Annotated in this window: 23 protein-coding genes and 2 pseudogenes; 13 read left to right on the top strand and 12 right to left on the bottom strand. The window is 62.4% G+C overall.

Annotated elements, in window-relative coordinates; genetic code table 11:
* The first annotated feature begins 131 nt into the window (after positions 1-131).
* The 5 genes from ACSQ1X_RS09040 to ACSQ1X_RS09020 all read left to right on the top strand — a co-directional run bounded on the left by ACSQ1X_RS09040 (position 132) and on the right by ACSQ1X_RS09020 (position 5,017).
* Positions 132-779: a bifunctional 4-hydroxy-2-oxoglutarate aldolase/2-dehydro-3-deoxy-phosphogluconate aldolase gene (locus tag ACSQ1X_RS09040; protein WP_436057403.1), complete on the top strand. Its 648-nt coding sequence runs from the start codon at positions 132-134 to the stop codon at positions 777-779.
* Complete coding sequence (locus tag ACSQ1X_RS09035; RefSeq protein WP_436057402.1) at positions 776-1,321, top strand: AAA family ATPase; 546 nt, start codon at positions 776-778, stop codon at positions 1,319-1,321. Before ACSQ1X_RS09040 ends, ACSQ1X_RS09035 begins: the two co-directional genes overlap by 4 nt.
* Before the next feature lie 319 nt (positions 1,322-1,640).
* On the top strand, positions 1,641-3,053 hold the full coding sequence (locus ACSQ1X_RS09030; RefSeq protein WP_436057401.1) for an MFS transporter: 1,413 nt from the start codon (positions 1,641-1,643) through the stop codon (positions 3,051-3,053).
* 185 nt (positions 3,054-3,238) lie between these two features.
* Positions 3,239-4,051, top strand: a complete 813-nt coding sequence (locus ACSQ1X_RS09025) for a sugar phosphate isomerase/epimerase family protein (RefSeq protein ID WP_436057400.1) — start codon at positions 3,239-3,241, stop codon at positions 4,049-4,051.
* A 72-nt stretch (positions 4,052-4,123) separates the two neighbouring features.
* Positions 4,124-5,017: an SDR family NAD(P)-dependent oxidoreductase gene (locus ACSQ1X_RS09020; RefSeq protein WP_436057399.1), complete on the top strand. Its 894-nt coding sequence runs from the start codon at positions 4,124-4,126 to the stop codon at positions 5,015-5,017.
* A 374-nt stretch (positions 5,018-5,391) separates the two neighbouring features.
* Here the strand turns inward: ACSQ1X_RS09020 and ACSQ1X_RS09015 are convergent.
* From ACSQ1X_RS09015 to ACSQ1X_RS09000, 4 genes and pseudogenes are all read right to left on the bottom strand, one after another.
* Positions 5,392-5,602, bottom strand: a pseudogene (locus ACSQ1X_RS09015) (IS1380 family transposase); the annotation flags it as partial.
* Positions 5,603-6,579: 977 nt separating this feature from the next.
* A pseudogene (locus ACSQ1X_RS09010) lies at positions 6,580-6,921 on the bottom strand (class I SAM-dependent methyltransferase); the annotation flags it as partial.
* Positions 6,922-6,943: 22 nt separating this feature from the next.
* Positions 6,944-7,300 carry an aldo/keto reductase gene (locus ACSQ1X_RS09005; protein WP_436057398.1) on the bottom strand — a complete coding sequence of 119 codons (357 nt, stop codon included), beginning with the start codon at positions 7,298-7,300 and terminating at the stop codon, positions 6,944-6,946.
* Positions 7,301-7,447: 147 nt separating this feature from the next.
* Positions 7,448-8,419: an aldo/keto reductase gene (locus tag ACSQ1X_RS09000; protein ID WP_436057397.1), complete on the bottom strand. Its 972-nt coding sequence runs from the start codon at positions 8,417-8,419 to the stop codon at positions 7,448-7,450.
* Positions 8,420-8,565: 146 nt separating this feature from the next.
* Between ACSQ1X_RS09000 and ACSQ1X_RS08995 the strand changes: the two genes are divergently transcribed.
* Positions 8,566-9,183, top strand: coding sequence for a TetR/AcrR family transcriptional regulator (locus ACSQ1X_RS08995; RefSeq protein ID WP_436057396.1), 618 nt, complete (start codon positions 8,566-8,568; stop codon positions 9,181-9,183).
* A gap of 174 nt (positions 9,184-9,357) precedes the next feature.
* On the opposite strand, the gene ACSQ1X_RS08990 is transcribed toward ACSQ1X_RS08995, so the two are convergent.
* Positions 9,358-9,873 (bottom strand): GNAT family N-acetyltransferase, encoded by a 516-nt coding sequence (locus ACSQ1X_RS08990; protein WP_436057395.1) that lies wholly within the window; start codon positions 9,871-9,873, stop codon positions 9,358-9,360.
* 101 nt (positions 9,874-9,974) lie between these two features.
* On the bottom strand, positions 9,975-10,451 hold the full coding sequence (locus tag ACSQ1X_RS08985) for a winged helix-turn-helix transcriptional regulator (protein ID WP_436057394.1): 477 nt from the start codon (positions 10,449-10,451) through the stop codon (positions 9,975-9,977).
* Between the two features lie 127 nt (positions 10,452-10,578).
* Between ACSQ1X_RS08985 and ACSQ1X_RS08980 the strand changes: the two genes are divergently transcribed.
* Genes ACSQ1X_RS08980 through ACSQ1X_RS08970 form a run of 3 tightly spaced genes read left to right on the top strand, consistent with a single transcriptional unit; the run spans position 10,579 to position 12,864 of the window.
* Positions 10,579-11,295, top strand: a complete 717-nt coding sequence (locus ACSQ1X_RS08980; protein ID WP_436057393.1) for an SDR family oxidoreductase — start codon at positions 10,579-10,581, stop codon at positions 11,293-11,295.
* Between the two features lie 49 nt (positions 11,296-11,344).
* Positions 11,345-11,869: a PaaI family thioesterase gene (locus tag ACSQ1X_RS08975; protein WP_436057392.1), complete on the top strand. Its 525-nt coding sequence runs from the start codon at positions 11,345-11,347 to the stop codon at positions 11,867-11,869.
* On the top strand, positions 11,866-12,864 hold the full coding sequence (locus ACSQ1X_RS08970) for a TDT family transporter (protein ID WP_436057391.1): 999 nt from the start codon (positions 11,866-11,868) through the stop codon (positions 12,862-12,864). Before ACSQ1X_RS08975 ends, ACSQ1X_RS08970 begins: the two co-directional genes overlap by 4 nt.
* A gap of 441 nt (positions 12,865-13,305) precedes the next feature.
* On the opposite strand, the gene ACSQ1X_RS08965 is transcribed toward ACSQ1X_RS08970, so the two are convergent.
* Complete coding sequence (locus tag ACSQ1X_RS08965; RefSeq protein WP_436057390.1) at positions 13,306-14,004, bottom strand: maleylpyruvate isomerase family mycothiol-dependent enzyme; 699 nt, start codon at positions 14,002-14,004, stop codon at positions 13,306-13,308.
* Positions 14,005-14,287: 283 nt separating this feature from the next.
* Here ACSQ1X_RS08965 and ACSQ1X_RS08960 point away from each other — a divergent pair, with 283 nt between their 5' ends.
* The 4 genes from ACSQ1X_RS08960 (at position 14,288) to catC (ending at position 18,165) form a co-directional block, all read left to right on the top strand.
* Complete coding sequence (locus ACSQ1X_RS08960; protein ID WP_436057389.1) at positions 14,288-15,691, top strand: MFS transporter; 1,404 nt, start codon at positions 14,288-14,290, stop codon at positions 15,689-15,691.
* A 124-nt stretch (positions 15,692-15,815) separates the two neighbouring features.
* Positions 15,816-16,760, top strand: coding sequence for a LysR substrate-binding domain-containing protein (locus tag ACSQ1X_RS08955; RefSeq protein ID WP_436057388.1), 945 nt, complete (start codon positions 15,816-15,818; stop codon positions 16,758-16,760).
* A complete protein-coding gene (locus tag ACSQ1X_RS08950; protein ID WP_436057387.1) occupies positions 16,757-17,860 on the top strand; it encodes a mandelate racemase/muconate lactonizing enzyme family protein in 1,104 nt (367 codons plus the stop codon). The genes ACSQ1X_RS08955 and ACSQ1X_RS08950 overlap by 4 nt, the downstream gene beginning before the upstream one ends.
* Positions 17,861-17,886: 26 nt before the next feature.
* Complete coding sequence (gene catC, locus ACSQ1X_RS08945; RefSeq protein WP_390246858.1) at positions 17,887-18,165, top strand: muconolactone Delta-isomerase; 279 nt, start codon at positions 17,887-17,889, stop codon at positions 18,163-18,165.
* A 40-nt stretch (positions 18,166-18,205) separates the two neighbouring features.
* Here the strand turns inward: catC and ACSQ1X_RS08940 are convergent, their stop codons facing one another.
* From ACSQ1X_RS08940 to benA, 5 genes are all read right to left on the bottom strand, one after another.
* Entirely contained in the window at positions 18,206-21,037 is a 2,832-nt protein-coding gene (locus ACSQ1X_RS08940; RefSeq protein WP_436057386.1) for an AAA family ATPase, read from the bottom strand.
* A gap of 61 nt (positions 21,038-21,098) precedes the next feature.
* Entirely contained in the window at positions 21,099-21,926 is an 828-nt protein-coding gene (locus ACSQ1X_RS08935; RefSeq protein ID WP_436057385.1) for a 1,6-dihydroxycyclohexa-2,4-diene-1-carboxylate dehydrogenase, read from the bottom strand.
* The gene (gene benC / locus ACSQ1X_RS08930; RefSeq protein WP_436057384.1) at positions 21,926-23,497 is read right to left on the bottom strand and encodes a benzoate 1,2-dioxygenase electron transfer component BenC; all 1,572 of its coding nucleotides are present in this window, start codon (positions 23,495-23,497) and stop codon (positions 21,926-21,928) included. The genes ACSQ1X_RS08935 and benC overlap by 1 nt, the downstream gene beginning before the upstream one ends.
* A 120-nt stretch (positions 23,498-23,617) precedes the next feature.
* Positions 23,618-24,154 (bottom strand): benzoate 1,2-dioxygenase small subunit, encoded by a 537-nt coding sequence (gene benB, locus ACSQ1X_RS08925; protein WP_436057383.1) that lies wholly within the window; start codon positions 24,152-24,154, stop codon positions 23,618-23,620.
* Positions 24,155-24,191: 37 nt separating this feature from the next.
* A complete protein-coding gene (gene benA, locus ACSQ1X_RS08920; RefSeq protein WP_436057382.1) occupies positions 24,192-25,574 on the bottom strand; it encodes a benzoate 1,2-dioxygenase large subunit in 1,383 nt (460 codons plus the stop codon).
* Positions 25,575-25,611: the final 37 nt, after the last annotated feature.

The following is a 25,611-nucleotide window of genomic DNA, read 5'->3' as shown; positions in this document are numbered from 1 at the left end:
AGATGAGATCGGTTGCTGAGATCGGTTGCAATAACACTATGGATGGTGGGAGAGTTTGTCAACGGAACCAAACACCAACAAGGGTCGGGCCACTCAGCAAGATAGAGATACCAACCCAGAGAAAGGCCAGCATGTATAAGAAACTTCGCACCCTGCAAACCATCGACGAGTCCGGGGCCGTCCTCATCGTGCGACTGGAAAATGCGGAGGTTGCCGAGCGCGTCGCGGAAGCTGCCATCGAAGGAGGGTTCCGGGCGCTCGAGATCACTCTTTCAATTCCTGGCGCCGTAGACGTCATCCGTCGGCTCTCCGCCAAGCATGGGTCCGCCGGCGTAGCGGTCGGTGCCGGAACAGTGCTGGACGAACACTCAGCGTACGAATGCATCCGCGCCGGCGCTCAGTTCCTGGTCAGTCCGCAGCTGAACCCCGCGATGATCCGCACGGCGAACCGCTACCAGATACCAACCATCAGCGGCGCCTACACACCGACCGAGCTGGTTGAATCCGCCGAGGCAGGCGCCGACATCCTCAAGCTCTTCCCCACCGAAGCCGGCGGCGTCGCCTACGCCAAATCCGTGCTGGCTCCGCTGGCGCATCTGCCGATCATGCCCGCCGGCGGCGTAACCCTGGACAACGTAGGCGAATGGTTCGCGGCGGGCGTGGCAGGCGTCGGCGTCGGCAGCTACGTGACAAAGGCATGGCAACCCGATGGCGACTTCTCCCGCGTCACCGAGGCCGCCAAGGAGTTCCTGTCAGCCGTAGCAGAGGCCCGCCAATGAAGGCCCCCAAAGTCTTCATTGTCATCGGCCCTGCGGGATCGGGAAAGACGACCATTGCCCAACAAACTGCACGACAGCATGAGGCGACGTACCTGGACAAGGACCGGGTCAGTGGCCGCTTCGTCGAATTCGCACTGACCGCCACCGGCCATGATCCCACCGACCGCGAGTCCAACGACTACTATCGCCGCAATTTGCTGCCCCTCGAGTACGAGACTCTCATGGATGTGGCGGGGATAAACCTGCGTCTCGGCCGATCAGTGGTCCTTGATGCTCCCTTTGGAGCCTATTTCGGAGAACCAGACTATCTGAGTCGTGTGGGAGAAGAATTCCAATGGCCGTCACCCACGATCACCGTGATACGGGTCAGGGTACCCCAAGACGTTCTACGTACGCGGCTCACCCTGCGCGGACTGGAACGAGACCAGTGGAAACTTGCCCACTGGGATGAATACTGGTCGGTGTACGGCAGCTTGGAGTGTGCTTGGGCCGGAGTGCATTTCCAGGACTTCAACAATCAGGCGCCCCTTCCGGTCGATTGACGTGAACCGCGTCGAGGATTAGTCACTGGGTCGGAGGCCTATCTTCGATATCTGCGCCGCGAGCACACGAAACGTTGACAAGGATCACATCGCATCCGTATCGTTGCTTGCAACCGATCTCAGCAACCGATCTCATTTATGAAATATGGGCAGCTTGGATCAGATTCTGTCCCGCTCCAAGCTGCTCTGGCTGTTGGTCTTGGCGGTCGATTGTCCGTCGAGCCGAGTTACAGCCGGGCGAGACCCGCATACCCCTTTCAGGCGTCCGGGAAATCGTCCAATATCCCTCCGCAACAAACGTGAAAATATGGAGAGTTCAATGAAGACCTCGCAAAACGCCCTCCGCAGCCCGGACCCTTCCGATCAGCTCAAGGCGCCCGGCCGCAGCCGCCACAACATCGTTGCAGGCACGATCGGCCACTTCGTGGAGTGGTACGACTGGTACATCTACGGGCTCCTGGCAGCGGTGTTCTCATCACAGATATTTCCAAGTGATTCCCCGTTCGCCTCCTTGATCGCGGCACTGCTCGCCTACGCCGTCGGGTTTGTTGTACGCCCGCTCAGCGGCATCATCATCTCTCCACTGGCCGACCGTTTCGGCCGAAGGCTCATCCTGACACTGTCCGTCTCCGGGATGGCGCTAGGATCGCTTATCATCGGCCTCACGCCGTCGTTTGCGACCATCGGCTACGCTGCGCCCGTTCTCTTTCTGGTTGCACGCATCATCCAGGGCATCTCGGCCGGTAGCGAGGGACAGAGCGCCATCGCGTTCATGGTTGAGCACGCTCCAGCGAACCGGAGGGGCCTGTTCGGTTCCTTCACCAACATGGCGAGCGGCCTTGCGACCCTCGTAGCGACTGGCGCCGCGGCACTGGTGACATCATCCTTTTCACCCGCCGACCTCGCCGCTTGGGGCTGGCGCATCCCATTCGTCGTGGGAGGCATCCTCGGCATCGTCGGCCTTATCTTGAGGGCCCGGGCAGAGGAGACCCCTGAGTTTGAGGCAGAGTCCCTCGTCGATCACAAGTCCGCCGCGGCCCGCCTGATGGAACTCCTTCGCGAACACCCGAAGGCGCTGCTGCAGGCAGCAGCGCTCTCTGCCCCGGCCGTGGCCTACTACACCTGGGCCACCTTCCTTCCCACCTACGCCAAGCTGACCACCGGCCGGGACCTGTCCTCCACCCTGGCCGGGAGCGTTATCGGACTGGCCTTGCTCGTGATCATCGTGCCGGTCTGCGGCGCGCTTTCCGATCGACTCGGCCGACGCAAAATCTTCCCCATCATCGGCGCCATCGGCATGATCGTTCTCTTCTACCCCATGCTCCTGCTGCTGAACCAGCCGGGCTTCGGTGTTTACGTGCTGGTATCGGCGTCCGGGTGGGTGGTTCTCGGTATCTGGCAGTCGGTATATCCGACCATCCAGGCCGAGCTGTTCCCAGCTTCGGTACGGGTATCGGGCATCGGCTTCGCACACCAAATCGTGATTGCAGTCTTCGGTGGCACCGCGCCGCTGATCGCCGCTGCGTTCGTCGGCGCCGGACAGCCAATGCTCGTCGCGGTCTACATGATCGCCATTGTCGCCCTCAGCCTCATCGTCTACTTCACCCTCCCGGAGACCGGCAGCCGCGCCGCCCGAGCCACCGTAGCTCCCGCCGACCCCGAGGTACTCGAAGGCGAACGCCTGCTCCTGAGCACTCCGCAGGCCGCAGACGAAGCGACGCGTTCCCGGTAGGCGCACTTGTCCACAGGATGCCGTGGCGGCTCGACCGGGCAAGAAGGGGCGTGCCTCTGCCCCAGGTCTCGTCGAGCCGCCTGGCTTGCCAAGGGCGCGATCCCTTACGCGGGATCGAAATTCACATAGCGTTATGAATGAAACAAGTTTTTTCTCCATGGCGCAGAACTGAGAGGATGTTCTTAATGATCATCAATACGTTTTCCTATCTATGGTCATCCACGGCTATTGATGCGATTGCTGAATTGGTCGACAACGGGTATGAGACTTTTGAAGTTCCGATAAGCTCTCCACATTGTTGGCCGGATGAAATGTCCAGCTCCGAGCGCTCGGCAGCCTATGCAAGACTCGCTCAATACGGCGCCAAAATCAGGTCGCTGAATGCCGGCGGATATGACATCAATTTGGCCAGTCCGGGCGCCAATATGCGTCGCAAGAGCATTGAGCACATTAAGTCGGTGATCGACTTGGCTGCAGCCTGGGACGTCCGCGAGGTTGTGATATCCCCAGGCACAAGGCGTCCCATGATCTCACCTTCGCTTGAAAAGACCTACGGGTGGATGTACGAGAGTCTGGAGAATCTCATTCCGCTGGCCAAACAGGCGGGCACGCGACTGCTTTTCGAAAACACTCCCTATTGCTTCACCCCTACCATCCAGGACCTGGTAGGGGTCGTAAACACTGTCAACGACGATTCAGTCAAGATCGTCTACGATGTGGCCAATGCTGCCTACATAGGAGAAGATCCCGTAAAAAGTTTGCTCTCCAACCACGAGTCAATTGGACTTGTGCATATTTCTGATACAGGTACGGAAACCTGGGGTCACGATCCAATCGGCACTGGAGTGATTGACTGGAATGCGCTGGGCAAGGTCGTCAGAGAAACGTGTGGAGTCAATAACGTTGTTCTTGAGATCATTCGCGAAGAGAACCCGGTGCATGAGTTCAAGAAGGCGATGCAGGATCTCAAAAATCAAGGCTGGGAACTAGGAAATTAACTCCAGTATTGGAGACTGCAACGCGTCAGCCGGTTGCTCTTAGAAAATAATCAAACCGGAATAGATTGCGAATTGAACCGCAAATCGACCCGCATTTCGCAGCCGATGATTTCCATCATCTTTTGGTATTCAAAATTATTCCCATGTGAATTACTTTTAAAAGGAGAGTGTGCGATGAAAGCGTTGGTAAGTGGCGGAAGTAGCGGCATAGGCGCGGCTACATGCCTCAGAATCGCAGAGGCGGCTCTTGCTCGGGGCGTGCATCCAATGATTGCGGTGTGTGGACACGAAACGAACATTAGCCAAGAACACGTTGTTCGTTCCATCCAGTCCATGGGAGGTACGGCCATCGCATTGGCAGGCGACCTCGCCGACCCCGAGGTGCCAAGCAAACTGGTAGAAGCTGCGGTAGCTGAATTCGGCGGCCTGGACGCGTTGGTGGCGAATGCCGGAATCGCCAGCCCCGCTGCCATCTGTGACCTATCTGTTGAGGACTGGGACAGCATGTTCTCCGTTAACCTCCGCGGCCCGTGGCTCCTTGCCAAAGCAAGCTACCCGCATTTGAGGCAGAGCCGCGGCACCGCCTGTTTTACCTCTTCAATGTCTGGCCAGCTCCCACATGCCGGATCAGGCGCCTACAGCCCCAGCAAGGCTGCGTTAACGATGCTGGCCCAGACACTCGCATTGGAATGGGCACCTGACGGAATACGTGTAAATGTGGTATCCCCGGGTATGACGCATACACGGATGACAGAAAAAATGTATGAAGATCCCCAAATCAAGAAGGCAAGGGAAGATATTATCCCGTTGGCACGAATCGGGGACCCCACGGACATTGCGAACGTGATCGAGTTTCTTGTAAGCCCTCTGGCGGGCTATGTCACCGGGCAAGACATCTGTGTCGATGGTGGCTTCACTAAGTCTATTCTTAGCCATATTCCTGGTCGACCCAGCTCCAAATCTTGACGCGCGAACTATAACGGTATCCCGGAACAGCGGCAGACCCCACCGCAAAGCTCACCACCGGCGACGCCAGACCCAGGCAATTACCTTGGCCTGCCGTGGCGGGCAGAGGACCCTTGCGTCGGGGGGCCGGTCCCACCAGGCTGTCCCCTCGTCGCGCCGGCTCGACGGTGCCGGTACCGTTCGGAGTTGTCGAACCGTCGACGAAACTCTAAAGCGCATCGATTGCGGTCACCGAGTGGTGGTAAGGCATTGTCCCCAGAAGCCGACGGCCGGCCAATGCTGTTGGACAGCCGATCTGATCTCGAGGCCGGCGAACGGGCCGCAAAGCACCGCCTCGAACTTAAAGTGCCGCCCACGGGCAATTATCGCGGAGCAAGATCGTGTGCCACGACCCCGGCAACGAGCCAGACAGAGTTCGCGGCCAAAACACCGACGGCAGATGGGCCAGGGCACTGTCTTTGAGGTCGGCATTGATCTGTTCGATGATGGCGTACCGGCGGTGGGTCTACTCGCCGTTGCGGTGTCCAGGACCTCGGCCGGCACGGTAATGAAGAACACGTGGTGCCGGCGGGCGTCGAACAGAGTCTCCAGAGGGGGCATCACCTTGTCGGCCAGCACTGGCACAGGTGGATTTGTGGGGAAACCTAGAGTCAGAGGCTTCGCGGGAAGCGGCAGGCTGCCAAGAACGCATCGACGGTCACCCTGATCCTCATTCCCAGACATCTACACGAGGAGGCACCTTGTACATGGCAAAAAGCGTTCTGGATGGCACGGAATGGACCGCCACGGAATTCGCGGGACTCCAACCAGAAAAGCGGAAAGTGGCCCGGCAGGAATTGACATGCCTGTCCTGTGACGGCCCGGCGGTATTTCGAGCAGGACAAAAGCGTCGGCCGTCATTCGCTGCCCGTCACCGACACGACTGCCAGCTGGTTTCGCCAACATGGAGCGCTTTCGAATACCTGGCAGGACCAGGACGCCACAATGGGGCTGCAGGCGCGCACACCGCCGTAGGGTGACCCTCACATTCACGAATTTCAATGGTTGCATGTTCCAGCAAAGAGCCTCTCCGTTGCGTAAATCGGCTGTGCCTCGGGGTTAGACCACACCCCAACCTGAAGTCAGGCAGGAAGCCGAAGCGCTGTCGGAAAAGGGTTGGTTCTGCTCTACTGTCAGCGGCTAGAGAAATTCTCGGATCCCAACCTGACACGACCGACACATCGCCGGCCGTCGAACATATGGTCGTTACTGGCTCCAGCGTTTCCAGGTGGGGAGGCCAGTCTCATCCCCTTTCATCCGCCGATGAGTCTCGTAAGACTCCGCGAGGACAACCGAATCGAGCGGGTTGAGAGACACAGCAACGAGACGTTTCCTTCGCTGCGAGTCCCTAGGCCGCTGAAAACGACACGTATGCCGCCCCGTGCCTGGTCCTCGGAATAAAGCCGCTGTAGAAGCTGCCACCCGCCCGGTGGCGCATCCGTGCCGGTCCGGGCCCGTCGTTCGCAGCTCATCGTCCACGGCTGATCTTTTGCATGACCTACGCGGCCGGCGGGTTTACGCTGCTAAGTCGCGCTAACTATGACGTAGCGTTCGTCCGTGATCTCCTTGCCCCATATTGCAGGATCCGCCAACATCGTCACGGAGGCATTCTTGCGGTGACGGCGCACGAGGTCTAGACAGTGTTCGGCGGGAATTCCTGCGCCTGTTCCCCACAGCCCTTCGATGAGAATCATCGTGCCCGAACCAGGAAGCAGCCCGGTCCAGCGACCCACCGCGGCGTCAAAATCAGGCAGAGCCCACAAAACGTGGCGGGCTAGCACAACGTCGACAGAGCCGGGAGCACGCGGCGGCGATGCGGCATCACCCACCTCGAAGTCAGCGGACACCCCTGCGAGTGCCGTCTTAGCCCGGGCCTTCTCTTAGGCATCAACGGCAACAACAACTCCCGCCAAGCTCGTCGGTCATCGGGATCGTCGTGGGAACCACGACTAACGGGCCGGCGACCTGCAGGTCCGCCAACGCCCCTTTCGCAGGGAGCGCAGGTACAGCACTCATCTCGACCTGATCGATGATGTGCCGGCGTGAGAGCCCCCGGTCGTTGACGCCGTGCCCGACGATGCCATTGGATTTGGTGGCGATCACCATTTCATCCCGGCGTCCGCGCAGGGCACGTCCGAAGATCTGCTCGGCAGGTTCGCGTTCCACGGAAGGTTTGGCTCCAGGCCGATCAAATACTGGCATATTGCCGTACACGTCAGCGGTGTCAACGAAGTTGATGCCCAAGTCAAGCGCAATGCTGACTACTGGGTCGGCGTCTTCCCGCGCTCGGAGCGAACCCCGAAGGTGGCGGTGCCCAGCGCGATCCGTGAGACTCTGACACCTGTCTGGCCAAGAAGCGAGTACTTCATCAGCGTTCCTCGAATCTTCCGATCAGGACGTGGTCCCGGCGGTCAGCGCTGAGATTGCATCAAGCTGTTCCTGGGTGAGCTCAACATCCGCGGCCGAGGCGTTGGCGCGGAGCTCCTCAACGTTCTCGGCTCCGACGATCACCGACGCGACGGCAGGGCGGGACAGCAGCCAGGCCAGCGAGACCTGCTGCATTTCCAACTCCCACGCGCCGGCCAGCCTGTCGAGCTTGCGGGCGACGGCGATCTCGGACTCCGAATATCCGGGTCCCCCATAGCGCATTCCTCCGGCGATCGGGCGGTCCAGCACCGACAGGTCGGCCAGCAGCCCGCCGTGCAGGGGGGCATAGGGAATGATCGACAAGCCGAACCGCACGCACGCGGCAGTTAGCTCCTTCTCAGCGCTGCGGTCCAGGAGGCTGTACATCACCTGCGCGGCCACGGGAGCGGACACCAGCCGACGGTCATCGGCGATCCACAGCGACTCGGTCACCTGCCACGCCGGATGATTGGACAGCGAGACATAACGCAGCTTTCCCTGACGGATCAGGTCGTCGTAGACGGCGAGTGTCTGCTCCAGCGGCGTGTTCGGATCCGGGAAATGCGCGTAATAGAGGTCGATGCGGTCAGTACGCAGCCGGCACAGGCTCTGCTCGACCTGCTGAATGATGTACCGGCGGGAGAGACCGGCATCCGGGTCGAAGCGGCGCTCCCCCGACTTCGTGGCCAGCACCACCTCGTCCCGATGATCGGCGAGGGCACGACCGAGGATCTCCTCCGCGGACTCGCGCTCTGAGGCAGGCGGGGCCCCGGGCCGGTCGAACGTCGAGGTCGAGCCGTACACGTTAGCGGTGTCGAAGAAGTTGATGCCCAGCTCCAGGGCTGCTCCTACGACGCCATCAGCTTCGTGTGCGCTCGGTGCCACGCCGAAGGTTGCCGTGCCCACACAGATGCGAGACACACGCACACCGGTCGGGCCGAGAACGGAGTACTTCATCTATAGGATTCCCATCTGCGAGTTTCGGGACTGGGCCGACACGTCCAGCGATCTGTCGGGAGGACCCTGGCGGCTACGGGCCGTGTTCGAACTTAAATACTAACCAATCGGTTATATTTCGGCAACGGTTATGAGAAAGTAGTGGCATGCCAGACAGCGCGCAGACCAGAACACGAGGCCCCTACCGCACAGGAATCCGCCGACGCGAGCAGCTCATCGGCATCGCCATGGACGTCTTCGGCGAACACGGCTTCGCTGGCGGCTCACTCCGCACGATCGCCGAGCATGCAGGGGTCAACCACGCCACCCTGATCCAGCACTTCGGCAGCAAGGAAGGCCTGCTCACGGCCGTGCTGAAGGAATGGGACCGGCAGACCGTAGAGAACAGCCTCACCGATGTCAGCGGCCTGGACTACTTCCGGCGGCTGCCAGACGTCATGGCCTCCCACCAGAACAACCGCGGGCTGCTCGAACTGTTCACGACCATCGCAGCCGAGGCCTCCAATCCGGCCCACCCGGGCCGCTCGTTCATCACCCAGCGCTACACCGCCAACTTGGGAACCCTCGCCGCGCATTTGCAGGAAGCCGTCGCGGCCGGGGATATCGCCCCCCTCTCCCCTGCGCAGATCGAGGTCGAGGTGCGGCTACTCACTGCCATGATGGACGGCATCGGTCTACAATGGCTCCTCAACCCCGGAACCGAGATACGCGCCAGCGTCTCGACTTATGTCGAGCGCGCCATCGCTGCCTGGGGAGGCAAGTGATGCCCAGCACTTAAAACGGCCGCCGAGAAGTACGTGCGACGGCACGCCGCCGACCGTCATTCAGTCGCCAGCAATCTGAAGAATCAGGGTGGGCTGCCCGCCTCACCCAACGATAAGCCTCCGTCGGGCGTTGCACGCCGAAAGATCAAACCAGGAACACACCCCACTCTGACATCAAACGAGCCGGTCCTCCATAGGCTGAAGCTCTTTTGCAAAGCAGATCGACGTCGGGATGGCGTGCTCGTATGGAGGATAAGTTGGTATCTGCCTGTATCCCAGTTTTCTGTAGAGAGCTTCAGCTTCCGGCTGCTTACCCCCGGTTTGCAGGATAACCCGGCGGGCGCCGGCACTGGCGGCAATCCTCTCGAGTTCGGCCATGAGTACGGTCGCAGCGCCCAGACCCCGGGCTGCAGGGTCTGTAATGACCCGCTTGACCTCCCACTCCCCATTTAACCGGCGAAGAGCGCCGTGCCCCATGGGTACACCGACAGCAGTAAGTACCAGGACGTTGGCGATGAAATCTTCCGGTGGCACGGAGAGGGCCTCCCTCGCAGCTTCGGAAAGATGAGGCTCTTCTTCGGTAGCGTACCTGGCCAGAAGCTCGTCCGTTAACAGACCCCGCAGACGGGCTGCTCTGGGGTCTTCAAAGTTAACTATTTCCAGTGTCAGTCCCGCCGGATTGCCGGACATTTATCTCCTCCTGATGTATGTCTTGTTGATATTCCATGACTCGCGCAGCCGCTACAGGGGACGACCACAGGACGCCCCGTCGTCGCCCTGCAAATCTGTTGTTACTGGTCCACCGGGACCGTGTCGGCCGCTGACACAGGTGGTCCCAGCATCAGACTGCCCAGCTTGAATTCCTCACCGCATTCCGCGCAGGTCAGCACCGGTTTCAGGTCGGCCCCGCAACTGTGCCGGTAAGAGGCGCGGGGGGTCTCGTCGCGCATCCAGGTACTGCTCCAGGCCGCGAGTGAGATGAGAATGGGAGCAACTTCGGCCCCGGACTTTGTGAGGTGGTACTCATGGCGCGGGGGGTGCTCGGAATATTGGACGCGCTCAATAACGCCGTGGCTTTCGAGCGTCCGCAGCCGGCCCGTCAGGATGTCGCGGGACGCGCCTGTATTGCGGGCTATCTGGTCGAAACGGTGAACACCCAAGGACATCTCCCGAAGCGCCAGCAGCGCCCACCGCTCGCCCAGGACCTCAAGCCCTGCTGCGATGAAACATGCCCTGGGCGCATCCCTGGCCGTATCGGTTGGTGTCATGACTTACCTGCTTTCAGTGCTTTCTATAAGCATACAAGTTAGTTGGAAAATCCAACCGACTCAGCTAACCTGACTTTCGAAGGCTGCTGCAACCGCGTCGCCGCCCTGTCTGAGATCAGGAGAATTCATGCCACAGCTGTCTGGTGCCGTCGTCCTTGTTACGGGCGCGAATGGAGGACTCGGCCGCGAGTTCGTGGAACAGGCCCTCGCCCGCGGCGCTGCGAAGGTCTACGCGACAGCCCGCCGTCCCCGGGAGTGGCACGATGCCCGGATCGTCCCTCTCGTTCTGGATGTCACCGACCCCAACTCGATCCGTGCCGTCGTGGCGCAGGCTCCGGACGTTACGGTTCTCATTAATAACGCAGGCATTGCCGTGGAATCGGACACACTCCTTTCACTGCCCGACGAGGAAATCCGAAACGTGATGGAGACGAATTTCTTCGGACCGATCGCCCTGACCAAGGCATTCGCGCCGGTGCTCGCGGCCAGCGGGACGTCAGCGGTCCTCAACATCCACTCGGCGCTCAGCTGGATCGCGCTCACCGGCGCCTACAGCGCATCAAAGGCCGCTCTGTGGTCGGCGACCAACTCCTTCCGGATGGAACTGGCTCCCCAAGGCACGCACGTCACAGGCGTACATGTCGCATACATCGACACGGCCATGGCTGAAGGTGTGGATGACCCGAAAATCGCCCCCGAGGACGTCGTTCGGAAGGCATTCGAGGGGCTCGAGCAGGGAGATTACGAGGTCATCGTGGATGACATCACCGCCGGCGTGAAGCTTGGCCTGTCCGGCCCGATCTTGGATCTTTACCCTGCCCTGGCAGCCAACGCCCGGGCATAACCTCAGGCGAATTCGAAGACGTCCCAAGAAAACCAGGGAGAATTCACCCGTGTCAACAAACACCTCTGCAGAGCGCTCGGAGACCTTCAGCTGGATGGACCCGGCAATCGCGCTCGAACAGCTGCCACGGCTGTCGGGTCTCGACTACCTTTCCGGCCTCCGCGACGGCAGCATACCGCCGCCGCCGATCGCGTCCCTGATGGCGTTCGATCTCGTCGAAGCTGAACATGGGCACGTCGAATTCGAGTGCAGGCCAAGTGAAGCCCACTACAACCCCCTTGGAATGGTGCACGGCGGCCTGGCCTGCACTCTCCTTGACACGGCCCTCGGCTGCGCAGCACATACCACCTTGTCAGCAGGTCTCGGCTACACCTCCATCGACCTGGCGGTGAAGTACCTTCGGCCCGTCACGCTTCGGAAGGGCGCCCTTCGTGCAGAGGGGTCAGTGGTAAAAGCTGGTTCGCGGCTGATTTTCACCGAGGGCCGCCTCTGCACCACCGAGGGTGAACTCCTCGCCACCGCCACAAGCACACTCCTCGTCTTTCCCCACCAACCGGAGGCGCTGACACCATGACACATAGTGCCGCCGCTGTTGCCCTGGCACCTGCCGCTCACGAACCTGTTGAGCCCCTGAACGCCGAGCCAGGGATGCATGAGTTGAGCCGCTTCGGCGTACCGTTGGGGCTTGCCGGCCTGGGCGGCGGCTGGTCCGCTGCGAGGAGCTCTCTCGGATCCCCAATATGGCCGGAGGAAACTCTCTACGGAGCAGCCACCGCCCTATGGCTGGTCCTGACCGTCCTGTACGTTTTTCGGGGCCTTCGGCGGAAAGGAACATTCCGTTCTGACCTCAAGCACGAGGTGGCAGGGCCTTTCGCATCCTTTATTCCACTCGTCGGGATCCTGCTTTCCTCCCACTACAGCCAGTATTTGCCGCCCTGGGGTGCCTGGCTGTGTGTGGCGTCCATCGCCGCGCTGGCCATCGTCGCCGCACAACTCCTCGCGCACTGGGTTACCGGCGGGATCTCGATGCAGTCCATCCATCCCGGCTACCTGCTGCCCGTCGTTGCCGGGTCCTTCGTAGCGAGCATCGGATTTTCAAGCCTCCACGTCCACGGTGCGGCCATGGCTGCGTTCGGCGTCGGCGTGTTCTTTTGGCTTGTCGTGGGCACCGTCGTCACCGTCCGGCTCATGACCGGAGGCGCGCTGGCACCAGCAGCCAAGACCGGACTGTCCGCATACCTGGCTGCGCCTGCAACGGCGAACATCGCCTGGATGGTGTCACACCCGGGACCCGTGGGGACCGTCCAACTCGGGCTCACCGGCGTGCTGGCAATCATGGCGCTAATGCAGGTCATGCTCCTCCCCCAATATCGCAAGCTTCCCTTCTCACCAGCGTTCTGGGTGTTCACGTTCCCCGTGGGCGCGACCACCAACTACGCCATCCGCTGGCTTGCCGAAACCAGCCTCCCCAGCCGGGAAATTTACGCCTGGACGATACTCGGGCTCGCAACAGCCTTCACCCTCGCCATTGCCGCCCGCACCGCAATGACGGCAACTGCCCGCGCATAGTGAAACAAGTTCGGCGAGGAAAACAGAAGGCGGGCTGAAGCTGCTGCAGCCTGAACAATTCCGCGAAAACCGCACCGGATACTAGAAAGTCGGGCTTAAGATCCTGATATCGGCTAGGGGCAGCGGGCACTTGGCGTGCAAATGAGGCACACCACAACCTGACGTCAGGCAGGCCCACACTGCCCCACGGCCACTCCAATAAAGCTGACATAAGTGTGGACAATGTCCACACCTCCTTTGTCAGGACAAACTCCTCACCACTCTGCCCGCACCCCCGTAGCAGACACCCGGTCCGGTCATCCACACGGAGACCTGACCGGCTGCCCGCGTCCCGGCCGGAAATATCACTCCGGGAGGTCACCGAGGAACCGTTCATCATGATTAAGACCGCAGGCCAAGTTCATCAGCCAGGCAGGCCGACCTCCACCTGGGCTGGCCCGCTTACCAGGACGGCAGTGCCGGCGCCGGGCCGTCAATATCCACGTGTTCGGCGTCCCCGCGCGCCAGCCACTGGAGCAGGCCCTCACGGTCGGACTCAACGCGCAATCCGCCGTCGCCGATGACCCACTCGTCACGCTCTTCGGTCACCAGCGTCATTCCGGGAGCGCCCTTGGCTCGCAAGGACCGCACCACGGCCTCGAGGGCGTTCAGCAGCGAATCCGGATCGGCTTCCTCGATGGTCCAGGCAGTGTCGAGGTCATGATGGTGCACCACCACCTCGGCGATCCGGAGCGCCACGATGGACGTGGCGGGGACCGTTTTGCCGCCCACCTGCACTTCGATGGCCATGAGTTCACCACTGAGGCGCTGCGCCTGGGCAGCAAAGTTCCGGACGGACTCCCGCAGTTCCGCAATTAGCTCCTGGCGGGGCAGGGCCGCGAGTGCAGCGATCTCTTGGGAGCGGGCCTCGGGTGAGGCGTACAGGGGACGTTCCTCGCCGGAGGTTGCCCAGTCGATGAGCTTTACCAGGGCGCGGCCACTGGATGCGACGTGGGCAATAACGTCGGCACGGCTCCATCCCTCACACAGCGAGGGAACCCTCAGCTCGTCGTCGGCAAGGGACTCAACGGTGGCCAGGAACATGTCCGTTTCCCTGCCTAGGCGGGACAGGTCCGAGTAAAGGCGTGCAGGGTTGATCATTGTGCCAGCCTACCCACGGGCCAGTTTTCAAACCACCGTTCCTGCCCCGTCTTTCCATATCCAGATCGTCTCGACTCAGACGGGCAGCATTGCCAAGGCCTTAACCCCGCAAAGAGGGCGTTTCAGATCCATAGCATATGAATTGCCCCCGGGTGGAAAGCCGGGTATTTCCCTCATATGTCGCGCGTCACAAGCCTGTCAGGCTGAAAGCACTCGGAGGACGGCCCCTCGGATTCTCCCGGCGCCGCAGGCCTCCACTTGAGTCAGAGAGGACTTAGGGACCATGTCACAACCGCACGTCGTTATCGCCGAAAATCCACAAAAGGAGGCGCGCACTGCCAACTGGGTGGCGTTCATCATCTGCACAGCCCTCCTGTTTGACGGCTACGACCTTGTCATTTACGGCACCGTCCTGCCAGGGCTGCTCGCGGACCCGGGCCAGATCGGAGTGTTTGACACAGTCACCGCCGGCCTCCTCGGCTCCTGGGCCCTCATCGGGGTACTTGTCGGCTCACTCGTTTGCGGCGCTGTCGGCGACTTTTTCGGCCGCCGCCGCCTGATGCTCCTGGGCATAGCTTGGTTCTCCATCGGCATGTTCGCCACAGCCTTTGCCACCAGCGTCCCTGCCTTTGGTGGCCTGCGGTTTGCGACCGGACTTGGCTTGGGAATCGTTATCGCCAGCGCCGGCGCCACCATGGCTGAATTCGCACCGGCGGGAAGGCGGCAGTTCTACAACGCAATTGTGTACTCAGGCATCCCGGCAGGCGGCGTCCTGGCCTCCATCCTGGGCATCCTCTTCCTCAACAGCATCGGCTGGCGCGGGCTGTTCATGATTGGCTCACTGCCGCTGGTCATCCTCCTGCCCATTGCCTGGCGCAAGCTCCCTGAATCACCGCGATGGCTGCTGTCCCGGGGCCGCGAACAGGAAGCGCTCGCTGCCGCACAACGCACCGGTGTCCCGCTCATCGAGGAGCGGGTCATCCTGCAGGTCGGCGCCGCGCCGCAGAAATCAGGCTTTGCGGCCGTGTTTTCCCGCCAGTTTGCCGTGGCAGCGATTCTGCTGGGCCTGATGTCCTTCTGCGGTCTTCTGCTGACATACGGACTCAACACCTGGTTGCCCAAAATCATGGAGGGCTACGGTTACGGGCGGACGTACTCGCTGTTCTTCCCGCTGGCACTGAACCTCGGCGCTGTGGCGGGCGGCCTGCTTGCGTCCCGCCTCGCGGACAGAAGCGGTCCCCAGCGGGTCATCGCGGCCACCTTTGCGCTGGCGACCATTTCCCTGGCGCTCATGACCTTCAGCTTTCCGCTGCCGCTGCTTTTTGCCTTCATCGCCCTCGCTGGCGTGGGAACGCTGGGAACCCAGGTGCTGATCTACGGGTTCCAGTCCAACTACTTCACCACCAACGCCCGGGCCGCGGGCGTCGCATGGTGCGCAAGCGTGGGGCGGCTGGGCGGTGTGCTCGGTCCGATTATCGGCGGGTGGCTGGCCGCCGCCGGCATTGGCGGATCCACGGCCTTCTACATCTACGGGGCCGTGGCCCTCGTCGGCGCCGTAGTCACCGTGCTGGTACCGCGTCAGCGGAAGCTGGAGGAGGCCGAGCACAAGGTCGAAGAAATCGCAGTGGGTCGGGTAGAAGACAGCATTCCTGCTGAGCAGTTCACAACGTCCGCAATCCGCCCATGATCCACTGGCACCGCAGCAACATTACGTGGCTTGGATATCCTAGTGAGGCTTATTGTGGTTATTATTTGAATAAATAGGCCGCGGCCGCATCGTCGGGGCCGGTTAGCTGAAGGACGGCACCACCGTGGACATCCGCCAACTGAACTACTTCATTGCGGTTGCTGAGGAGCGGCACTTCGGCCGCGCGGCCAAGCGCCTTCATATGGCCCAGCCACCGCTCTCGCAGCAGATCCGCCAGCTGGAAGACCAGATTGGAGTCCAGTTGCTCAACCGCACCACCCGCAGGGTGGACCTCACGGCGGCGGGGCAGCTCCTCCTCGATCGGGGACGGCAGATAGTCAATGACGTGGCGACTCTTCAGGCTGATGTTTATCAGGTGGGAAGGGGGGCAACCGGCGTCCTGCGGGTCGGCTTCTCGGGCTCGGCAACGTATGGCGTCATGCCCCAGGTAGCCCGACTTGCCAAACAGCTGCTGCCGGGCTTGTCCCTGGCACTGCGCGGCGAAATGCTCACGCCGTCCATGGAAGCGGGCCTGCGGAACGGTACTCTGGACGCCGCGTTGCTGCGGCCCCCGGTCGCAGCGCAAGACATCGACTATCGGACTGTGGCCCGTGAGCCGCTCGTCGTCGCGCTTCCCTCCTTCAGTGCCCTGGCCGTGGATCGGCCCGTGGCGATGCACGAGCTGCAGGACCAGGACTTCATCGCCTACCCGCCCGAGTCCGTGCTTCACCGCACCACCGCAGACCTGTGCCGCCAGGCGGGCTTCCAGCCACGCATTGCCCAGGTGGTTGGTGAGACCTCGACGATGCTGGCGTTTGTAGCTGCAGGGGGCGGGGTGGCGGTGATGCCGTCCAGCGTGCAGGCCTTCCAGCTTGAAGGCGTGGCCTACCGGGAAATTGAAGACGTCCCCGATGTGGAGCTCGCGGTCGCCTGGATGCGCGGGCATCACTCTGCGCTGCTCCGCAACTTTCTGGACATCGTGGCTACCGCAACTGCGGGACCGACGGTGCCTGCCCCGGCCCCCGACCCTGTGTCGTTTCCCACTGATGAAAGGCTTTCCCGCTCATGAAGATCGCAGCCATTGAGGCGATTCCCTACTCGATCCCCTATCTTCATCCACTGCATTTCGCTTCCGGTTCCGTGCACGAGGCAGACCACGTGCTCGTCAGGCTTCGCACCGACGACGGCGTGGTGGGAACCGCTGATACCCCGCCGCGCCCCTACACCTATGGTGAGACGCAGAAGTCGATCGTGGCGGTGGTGGAGGACATTTTCGCTCCGCAACTGATCGGTGTCGATATTTTTGATCGGGAGAAAGTTCAGTCAATCCTGCACAGGACCGTTCACAACCAGACGGCTAAGGGCGCCGTAGACATCGCCCTGTGGGACGTCATCGGCAAGACTCTCGGCCAGCCGGTGACAAAGCTTCTGGGCGGGTACACCGACTCGCTCCGGGTCTCCCACATGCTCGGCTTCAAGCCTGCCCAGGAGTTGCTCGCATTGGCGCTGGAGTTCCGCGAGACCTACGGCATCAACACGTTCAAGCTCAAGACCGGCCGCCGACCGCTTAACCTGGACATTGAGGCCGCCAGGGTGCTGCGCGAGGGTCTCGGCGAGGACGCTGAGCTGTACATGGACGCCAACCGCGGCTGGTCTGCCAACGAGGCCGCCGAAGTGCTGCGCCGCACGGCAGAATTGGGCCTGCAGTTCCTGGAGGAGCCCGACGACGCCCGCGAAGTCCTCGGCCGCCGTCGCCTCGTGACGAACTCCCCCATCCCGATCGCCGCGGACGAATCTGCTGCCAACCTTGGCGAGGCCGCGCGGGAGATCCTCACGGGCGGTGCGAACCTCCTGGCGGTAAAGACTGCCCGGTCCGGTTTTACCGAGGCTGCCAAAATCGTTGGCATGGCCGAGGGTATGGGCATCGATGTCTATATAGGCAACCAGATCGACACCCAGGTCGGCACGGTCGCCTCGGTGGCCTTCGGCGCCGCCTTTGCCCATTCGGCCAAGCGGGCAGCGGAGCTGTCCAACTACCTGGACATGGCCGACGACCTCTTGGCCGAGCCCTTGGCCATCACCGGCGGACGCATCCGTGTTCCCGAGGGCCCGGGCGTGGGCACCGCTGTCGACGAAGAAAAGCTCTCGCGCTTCCGCACCGACCGCTAGCAAACCGCTTTACCGAAAGGACATTCATGAAGTACCTGGTCCACATGGACGTAAACCTGCCCGCAGACCTTCCCGCCGGCCAAGCCGCGGAGATCAAGGCCAGGGAGAAGGCCTACTCGCAGCAGTTGCAGCGCTCGGGCAAGTGGCCGGAAATCTGGCGGGTGGTGGGTGAATACGCCAACTATTCGATCTTCGACGTCGATTCGAACGACGAACTCCACGAGATCCTGCAGAACCTGCCGCTGTTCCCGTACATGGACATCTCGGTGGTCCCGCTCGCGAAGCACCCCTCCGACGTCAAATAGTCACCGGCGCGAGGCCTCCAGGGCCGGCCGTGTTCCGGGATCAGTCCCTGGCCCGGAACACGGCCGCGAGCTCGCTGCGGGAGCGGATTCCCATTTTCCGGTAAAGCCGGGTCAGGTGGTACTGCACGGTCTTCTCTGCCAGGAACAGGGTCCGGGCCGCTTCCTTGTTGGTGGCGCCGCCCGCTACCAGTTCGGCCACGGCGCGTTCCTGGGCTGTGAGCTGGAGGTGCTGGTCGCTGACGGCGGTCAGCACGGGGTCGGCAGGGTCAGCCAGGCTCCCGACGTCGAGCCCTGTTGCCTTCAGCTCCCGGTCGCACCGTTCCACATACGTGGCCGCCCCCAGGGAATCGTAGAGGTCACGGGCGGCCCGCAGGACCGAGGAGGCCAGGCGCCGTTTGCCCGCCCGGCGCATGCTCTGGCCGAAGGCAAAACTGATCCGTGCCCGGAGATACGGCCGGTTGAGCCCCCTAAGGTGCCCCAAAGACGCCTCAAAATGTTCCCTGGCAGTGTCCGGGTCTCCCTGCGCAGCCACGAGCCGTCCCCTGGCCCACGCCATCCGCGCCATATCCGAGGGCACTTCCCGCTCGCGCGGCACGCGTTCGAACGCCGTAAGGAATGAGTCGGCGGCGTCGAGCTGGTCGGTCATGACCAGGGCGTTGACATAGGTGTCCTGCCAGGGCCAGAAGGACACGCGGTGTTCGGTCCAGGGGTCCAGCTCCGTCAGCGGCTGCAGGACAGCCAAAGCCCCTTCATAATCCGCCCTGGCCTCGTGGAAGCGGGCGCGGGCGAGGCTCGCGGGCACCTGCATGGCACGGTATGTTCCGGGCTGCACTGCGGCCTGGGAAACGTAGTACCGGGCCCGCTCCCAGTCTCCCCGCATGGACCATAGCTCCGCTGCAGTCCAATAGAGCAGGGGCCGGATCAGCGGCATCCGCGAAGTCTCGAGCCGCACGGATGCACGCGCCACGGTGGCGGCCGCCGCATCCCAGTTGCCGAGTACCAGGTGAGTGCGAGCCAGCCAGGCCTCGGCCCAAAGCGAAATCCGCATCGAGCCGCCCTGGTACTCAGTGGGGGCCGCCGACTCGAAGTTCACCAGCGCCGTCTCAACGTTGTCGAGCCGCAGCGCCAGCCAGCCCGCACCCATCTGGACCCGTTGTTTTTGGGCGTTCTCGGCAGCATGTTCAAAAGCCCGGTGATAGGAAGCCTCCGCCTCGGAAAGCCGGCCCTGGGCGTACAGGCCGAGGCCGTAGATGGCCTCTGATTCAATATGGGCGGGGGTGCCCGGCTGGGTAAGTTCCATGGCCCGTTCTGCCCAGATGGTAATGACCGGACCGTCCCACGACGCCACGCCGTGCAGGACGAAGCGCTGCGCCACCTGCGCGGCGGCGGCCGGATCACGCTGCGGGTTGGAGGTGCGCCAGGCCATCTCCAACTGCTTCCGGGCACTGTCATTCTGTCCCGACGCGGTGGAGAGGTAGCCCAACACGGACGAGCGAAGCGGCGACGGCGGCAGTGCGTCCACCGCCGCCGTCCACATCTGGGCCTGGGCAATGTTGCCGGAACCCACCAGAGCATCCACGGCCCTCAGGAGCCTGTCGTTCCGGGAACGGATGTCCTCGGAAAGCCGGGAGGCGGAGAACAATGCTGTTGAGGCGTCCTGCCAGGCTCCAACGAGGGCTTGGCGTCGGGCAAAATCTTCCAGCTCTTTGGCCAGGGCCTCGTCCGCGCCGGGTGTGGCGGACACACGGTGGCCCAACCTCTCGCCCTCGGGTTGCACGGCCTCAGCGGCCAGCCGATGAAGCCCAATGCGCCGGCTAGGAGCGATCTGTTCATAGACGGCTGCGTCGGTGCCTGATTCAAAGAACACAACGGCGGAACGTGCCTGGTCGACAGACAGCCCCACCAGCCCGGCACGGTGCCCCTCGTCGAGCGCCTCCATAATGGCGTCCACTCCGCTGACCTGGGAAACCTCTGCCATGCTGGCGGCCCGCCCGAGCACCGACGCTGCCTCCGCGACAGCAACCAGCCCCGGGGACGCTGCTGCCAGGACACTTCGCACCCTGGCGCGGACGCGGGACGTCGGAGGCAGGGAGGGAAACCACGTCTGCCAGGTTTCCGCCGGCAGCTCACGGAGCAGCTCCACGATCGGTTGCGCGATTCCGCCGGTGTGCCTGACCAGGCCGTGGGCCGCCGTCGCGCTGAGGTCGAGGCCGAACATCCTCCGGGCGAGATCCTGAGCCTGCTGCGGGGTTATCGGATCCAGCGGGATACTGGCTACTTGGTGGCCGGTGAGGAAGTCAAGCACGCCGCTGGGGACGCTTAAAGCGTCATCGGGGTTGAGGGTGAGCACGAACAAAATCCGTTTTCCGTACACCCGGCGCATGACGAAGGTGAGGATGCGCAGGCTCTCCACATCGAGTTTGTGGACGTCATCGACTGCTACAACTACGCTGCCATGAGCCTGCAGCCCTTCGAGGTGGGTGCTGAGGGTGGAAGCGTAATTAACCACCTGGGCGGCGGTGAGAGCCGCAACCGGACCCGCGGGCAGGGCAGGGCCGCCGTCGTAATCCTTTGCCGAGCGCAGCGGCGAGGTGAGCATGAGCTGGGAGTAACCCGCGAGCGGAAACTGTGCCTCCCATTCATCGCCCATGGCGGACAACACCCGGACACCGCGGGCCACAGTGCGGCAGTGCTCAAGAAAGGACTCCAGCACGGCGGTCTTCCCGGAACCGGACGGGCCGGTGATCACTACTGCGCCCACTTTGCCCTTGCGAACCGTGCGGAGAATGCCCAGCAGTTCCTCAAAGACCCCTGACCGGCCGACCAGGGGAAAGCCCTCCGCAGTATCGCCTTGCATGGAGCCCGCCGTCATGGCCGCAACTCTACCGGAGCCGGCCGGCCGGACCTGACGGCGGACATCCATCACCGTGAGCTCAGCCCAGGTCCCCGCCAGCGACCGGGAGGATGCTGCCGGTGACGTAGGACGCTTCGTCTGATCCGAGGAACACGATGGGTGCGGCCTGTTCGTCCAAAGTCCCGTAGCGCTTCATGAAGGACGAATCCACGGTCTGGTCAACGATTACCTGGTACCAGGCCTTCTCGGTGGAGGATTCGGCCTCCGGCCCGCGCTTAACCTGGCGTGGCGGCGCCTCGGTGCCTCCGGGTGCTGCGGCCACTACGCGGATGCCGCGCCCGCCCACTTCCATCGCCAGCGACTGGGTCAGCGCATTGACCCCGCCCTTCGCTGCCGCGTACGGCACGCGATGCATGCCGCGCGTGGCCACCGAGGAAACGTTGACGATGGTGCCCGAGCCCTGCTGGAGCATGGCCGGCAGAACCGCCCGGCAGGTCCACAAGGTGGGAAAGAGGGAGCGCCGGATCTCCTTCTCGATCTTGTCTTCGTCATATTCTTCGTAGGGACGCGCCCAGATGGTGCCGCCGACGTTGTTAACCAGCACATCCACGCGGCCGTAAGCGGCCAGTGCCGCGTCCACGGCCCGCTGTGCTCCTGCGAAGGTCTCCAGATCCGCAGTCACCGAGGTGGCCGAGCCACCTGAACCGGTCCCCTGTGCCGCCTCCTGGATCCCGCTCGCCACCTCATGGACCAACTCGGCCCGGTCTACGAGGACGACGGCGCCGCCCTCGGCACCGATGCGCTCGGCCACCTTCTGGCCGATCCCCTGGGCGGAACCCGTTACTAGAACTACCTTGCCGGCGTACCGGCCGGGAGTAACGAACTGTCCGGCATACGGCTGTGACATCAGCGGCCGGCCTTGGCGTCGATGGCGCCGGCCATGGTTTCCTTGGCATCGTGGGCATGGGCCATGATGACCTCCCGGACCCGTGCTTTGTCGTGGCGCTCAAAAGCGTCGACGACATCAAGATGGTCCTGTATGACCCGCTCGAAAATCCTGGTGCCCGTTTCGAAGGCCGCCGCCATCTGCGCGTGGACGTCCAGCCGGCGGTAGGACTCGAGCAGCATGGGGTTGTCGCAGACCATGAAGAGGTATTCGTGGAACTCCTCATTAGTCCGCGCGAACTCTTCCGGTTCCTGGATTGTGCCGGCATTTACAGAGCGCTTGGTTGCCTCGGCGAGGCGGCGGAACTGGTGCAGCTGCTCCTCGCTCAGGCGGCCCACCATCAGTTCGCTCACTGCGAGTTCCAGGCCCATTCGCGCGTCAAGCTGTGCGAAGCTGTCCTCTTTACGGAAATCCAGCCGGCCGGTCTCCAGGGACGAAACGGCCTCACTGCGGCTCATCGTGTCGCCGTCGGCCGCAATCTTCTCGGCGGCTGCCGGCGCACCTGTTTCCGCGTCGCCGCCGGTGGTTTCCTTCGGGGCAAAGCGCTCGAAGTAAAAGTTGGCGGGCTTGATGCCCTCGGAGTCCAGCCATTTCGACACGGCGTTGACCATGGGAGGGGGTCCGCACAGGTAGATGTCAACATCGCCGTCGTTCAGATGCTTTGGCTCGATGATCTGGGTGACATAGCCCGTGTGGGGAGCCGACGTGCCAGGTTCGGAAGCAATGTAGTCCCACGTAAATCCGGGCAGCTTCGCCTCATAGTCCCGCAGCCACTCAAGGCCAACGATATCCGCCTCACGGGTCAGGCCATAAATCAGATGGACCGGTACCGACGCCGGGTTCTCGGAAAGCTTCTCGAGGATGGACAGGAGCGGCGCCAGGCCGGTACCTCCAGCCAGGAGCAACAGGGGTCGCTTGGGTTCACGCAGGAAGAACGATCCGTAGGGGCCCGTGAATCCGATGGCGTCTCCCACTGCCGCGCGATCGCGCAGGTACTCGGACATCGCACCCTGTGGCGTCACCCTCACCATGAATGAGGAGTCCTGAACCTCGGGGCCGCTGCTGAACGAATAGGAACGCTCCGCGTCGGTTCCGGGGACCTTGATGTTGACGTACTGGCCCGGCAGGAAGGCAAGGGCCTCCCGGTTTTCCACCTCCAAGGTAAACGAAACCGTGGTTTCCGAGTGCTTGTTGAGTTCCTTCACAGTTGCAGTGAAGGAACTGGCTCCGGTTTTCGCCGATTCGGACGTGGCGGGGATTTGAATGGCCAGATCAGACTCGGGAATCGCTTGGCAGGTAAGCATGTAGCCCTTGTCGAGCTCTTCCTCCGTCATGGCGTCGTCGATGTAGTCGCCCGGATCGAAGGAGCCCGAATCGCAGAAGGCCTTGCAGGTACCGCATGCGCCGTCACGACAATCCGACGGAATATTGATGCGGGCCTTGTACGCGGCGTCCATCACGGTTTCGTAGTCGCCGACCTTGATGACTTTGGTGACGCCGTCTTCGAAGCTGAGGGCAACTTTGTGGCCCATGGTTTCCTCCTGGCTGGGGCCGCCTCAAAGCGACCCGGGAAAAGTTCTGCCGTGCCCGGCGGGCACGGGTGTGGGACCTGCAGTGGGGCGCCCGGGAACTCCCGGGGGCCGCACGGCAGGTCAGATCATGTAGACGTCCACCACGTGGTGGATGTAATCGTTCTTCAGGACCACTTTCTTCTTCAGGATCACCGGCTCCGGGCCGCAAAGGTCGATCGTGTAGAAGCTGGTGCCGAAGTACGTGTCCGTCGTGTTGTAGCGGAAGTAGAGGGTGAACCAGTTGAAGCGCACCTGGACCTGGCCGCCGTCGTTCGCCAAAACCTCGATGTCTGTGATGTTGTGGCCCGTGCGCGGCTCGGGAAGGGAGGTGGCAGAAGACCGGTCGGTCTTGATCCGGAACACCCGGTCCTCGATGCCGCCGCGGTTGTCGTAGTAGATAAGGGAGATCTCGTTCTGGGGATCCTGCGTCAGCTGGTCGTCGACGTCCCACGCCGGCATCCAGAATTCGGAGTCCGGGTGGTAGCACTCAAGCCATTCATCGAACTGGCGGTCGTCCAGCAGGCGGGCTTCCCGGTAAAGGAACGCCCGGACGGTCTCGAGGGTTGCGATCTCCTCCGCGGTCTTCAGGACCGGGGCGGTTTGGGTCAGGTTGGTCATGGGTTCTGCGCTCTCTCTGGTTCCGGCGGGCTCTGGGTCAGGCTCGGACTGGAACAGCGTCCAGTGCGGAGGTCTCCTCCTCCGCCAGGGCCCGGTCCATGACTTCCTTCCAGTACCCGTGCTGAATGGGGTAAAGCCCCTCGTCCTCGGTTCGTACCCCGGAAGCGATGACCCTGGTCATTCCCAGCGCCTGGGCCTGCTCGTCAGGGCCCGTAATCTCGTGGGTGGACCCGCGAGTCATATCGTTCCAAGGCGCAGAAGTAGCCCAGTAGGTTTTGTTGCAGGACCGGAACTCCTCGAGATCGTCGGGGGTTGCCATACCGGTGGCGTTGAAGAAGTCTTCATACTGGCGGATGCGCTTGGACCGGTTCTCCTGTGATTCGCCCTTCGGGGCGATGCAGTAGATCGTCACCTCGGTCTGGTCCGCAGAGATGGGACGGAAGTGGCGGATCTGCGAGGAGAACTGGTCCATGATGTAGACGTTCGGGTAAAGGCAGAGGTTCCGCGAAATATTGATCATGAAGTTAGCCATCTCCTCGCCATACTTGGCGACGAGCTCCTCGCGGCGGTCCCACAGGGGGCGATCCTCCGGGTTTGTCCATTCCTGCCACAGCAGCAGGTGTCCATGGTCATAGGAATAGAAACCGCCCTTGACCTTGCCCCACTTGCCGGCGTCCATGGCCTTGGTCTTGTTCGCGGAGTCTCCGGCGGTGCGGCGGGCCGTAGTGGCAGCATAGTTCCAGTGGACCGCGGTCACGTGGTAGCCGTCGGCGCCGTTCTCCGCCTGCACCTTCCAGTTGCCGTCATAGGTGTAGGTGGATGAGCCGCGCAGCACTTCGAGTCCCTCCGGGGACTGGTCCACGATGGAGTCAATCACTTTGGTGGCGTCACCCAGGTGCTCTTCGAGCGGGAGCACGTCCGCCTTCAAGGAACCAAAGAGGAAACCGCGGTAGGACTCGAAGCGGGCAACCTTGGTGAGGTCGTGGGAGCCCTCTTTGTTGAACGTCTCCGGGTAGCCCGCGTTGCGGGAGTCCTTGACCTTCAGCAACTCACCGGAGTTCTTGAAGGTCCAGCCATGGAACGGGCAGGTGAACGTGGTGCGGTTGTCCGTCTTGCGGCGGCACAGCATCGCGCCGCGGTGGGAGCAGGCGTTGACGATGCAATTGAGCTTTTCGTCCTTGTCGCGAGTGATTACGACAGGAGTGCGGCCGATGTTGGTGGTGAAGTAGTCCCCCACATTGGGGATCTGGGATTCGTGGGCCAGGTAAACCCAGTTGCCCTCGAAGATGTGCTTCATCTCCAGTTCGAAAATCTCTTCATCCGTGAAAATCTCGCGCTTGGCCCGGATGACGCCGTTCTCACGGTCGTCGATCACGGCGTCGGCAAGGACCTCGCGGACATGGGTCATGTTCTCGGTCATGGCTGCTCCTTCATTGGAGAGTGCTGGACGGATGGGC

This window comes from Arthrobacter sp. LjRoot78, from assembly GCF_964254335.1.
Lineage (GTDB): Bacteria > Actinomycetota > Actinomycetes > Actinomycetales > Micrococcaceae > Arthrobacter.
This window is presented reverse-complemented; position numbering and strand designations above follow the sequence as displayed.

What these genes read in the sequence shown, in the direction of transcription:
- ACSQ1X_RS09040 (WP_436057403.1), top strand. Translation starts at nt 132, where the DNA reads ATGTATAAGAAACTTCGCACCCTGCAAACCATCGACGAGTCCGGGGCC.
- ACSQ1X_RS09035 (WP_436057402.1), top strand. Translation starts at nt 776, where the DNA reads ATGAAGGCCCCCAAAGTCTTCATTGTCATCGGCCCTGCGGGATCGGGA.
- ACSQ1X_RS09030 (WP_436057401.1), top strand. Translation starts at nt 1,641, where the DNA reads ATGAAGACCTCGCAAAACGCCCTCCGCAGCCCGGACCCTTCCGATCAG.
- ACSQ1X_RS09025 (WP_436057400.1), top strand. Translation starts at nt 3,239, where the DNA reads ATGATCATCAATACGTTTTCCTATCTATGGTCATCCACGGCTATTGAT.
- ACSQ1X_RS09000 (WP_436057397.1), bottom strand. Translation starts at nt 8,419, where the DNA reads ATGAAGTACTCCGTTCTCGGCCCGACCGGTGTGCGTGTGTCTCGCATC.
- ACSQ1X_RS08995 (WP_436057396.1), top strand. Translation starts at nt 8,566, where the DNA reads ATGCCAGACAGCGCGCAGACCAGAACACGAGGCCCCTACCGCACAGGA.
- ACSQ1X_RS08990 (WP_436057395.1), bottom strand. Translation starts at nt 9,873, where the DNA reads ATGTCCGGCAATCCGGCGGGACTGACACTGGAAATAGTTAACTTTGAA.
- ACSQ1X_RS08985 (WP_436057394.1), bottom strand. Translation starts at nt 10,451, where the DNA reads ATGACACCAACCGATACGGCCAGGGATGCGCCCAGGGCATGTTTCATC.
- ACSQ1X_RS08980 (WP_436057393.1), top strand. Translation starts at nt 10,579, where the DNA reads ATGCCACAGCTGTCTGGTGCCGTCGTCCTTGTTACGGGCGCGAATGGA.
- ACSQ1X_RS08970 (WP_436057391.1), top strand. Translation starts at nt 11,866, where the DNA reads ATGACACATAGTGCCGCCGCTGTTGCCCTGGCACCTGCCGCTCACGAA.
- ACSQ1X_RS08965 (WP_436057390.1), bottom strand. Translation starts at nt 14,004, where the DNA reads ATGATCAACCCTGCACGCCTTTACTCGGACCTGTCCCGCCTAGGCAGG.
- ACSQ1X_RS08960 (WP_436057389.1), top strand. Translation starts at nt 14,288, where the DNA reads ATGTCACAACCGCACGTCGTTATCGCCGAAAATCCACAAAAGGAGGCG.
- ACSQ1X_RS08950 (WP_436057387.1), top strand. Translation starts at nt 16,757, where the DNA reads ATGAAGATCGCAGCCATTGAGGCGATTCCCTACTCGATCCCCTATCTT.
- catC (WP_390246858.1), top strand. Translation starts at nt 17,887, where the DNA reads ATGAAGTACCTGGTCCACATGGACGTAAACCTGCCCGCAGACCTTCCC.
- ACSQ1X_RS08940 (WP_436057386.1), bottom strand. Translation starts at nt 21,037, where the DNA reads ATGACGGCGGGCTCCATGCAAGGCGATACTGCGGAGGGCTTTCCCCTG.
- ACSQ1X_RS08935 (WP_436057385.1), bottom strand. Translation starts at nt 21,926, where the DNA reads ATGTCACAGCCGTATGCCGGACAGTTCGTTACTCCCGGCCGGTACGCC.
- benC (WP_436057384.1), bottom strand. Translation starts at nt 23,497, where the DNA reads ATGGGCCACAAAGTTGCCCTCAGCTTCGAAGACGGCGTCACCAAAGTC.
- benB (WP_436057383.1), bottom strand. Translation starts at nt 24,154, where the DNA reads ATGACCAACCTGACCCAAACCGCCCCGGTCCTGAAGACCGCGGAGGAG.
- benA (WP_436057382.1), bottom strand. Translation starts at nt 25,574, where the DNA reads ATGACCGAGAACATGACCCATGTCCGCGAGGTCCTTGCCGACGCCGTG.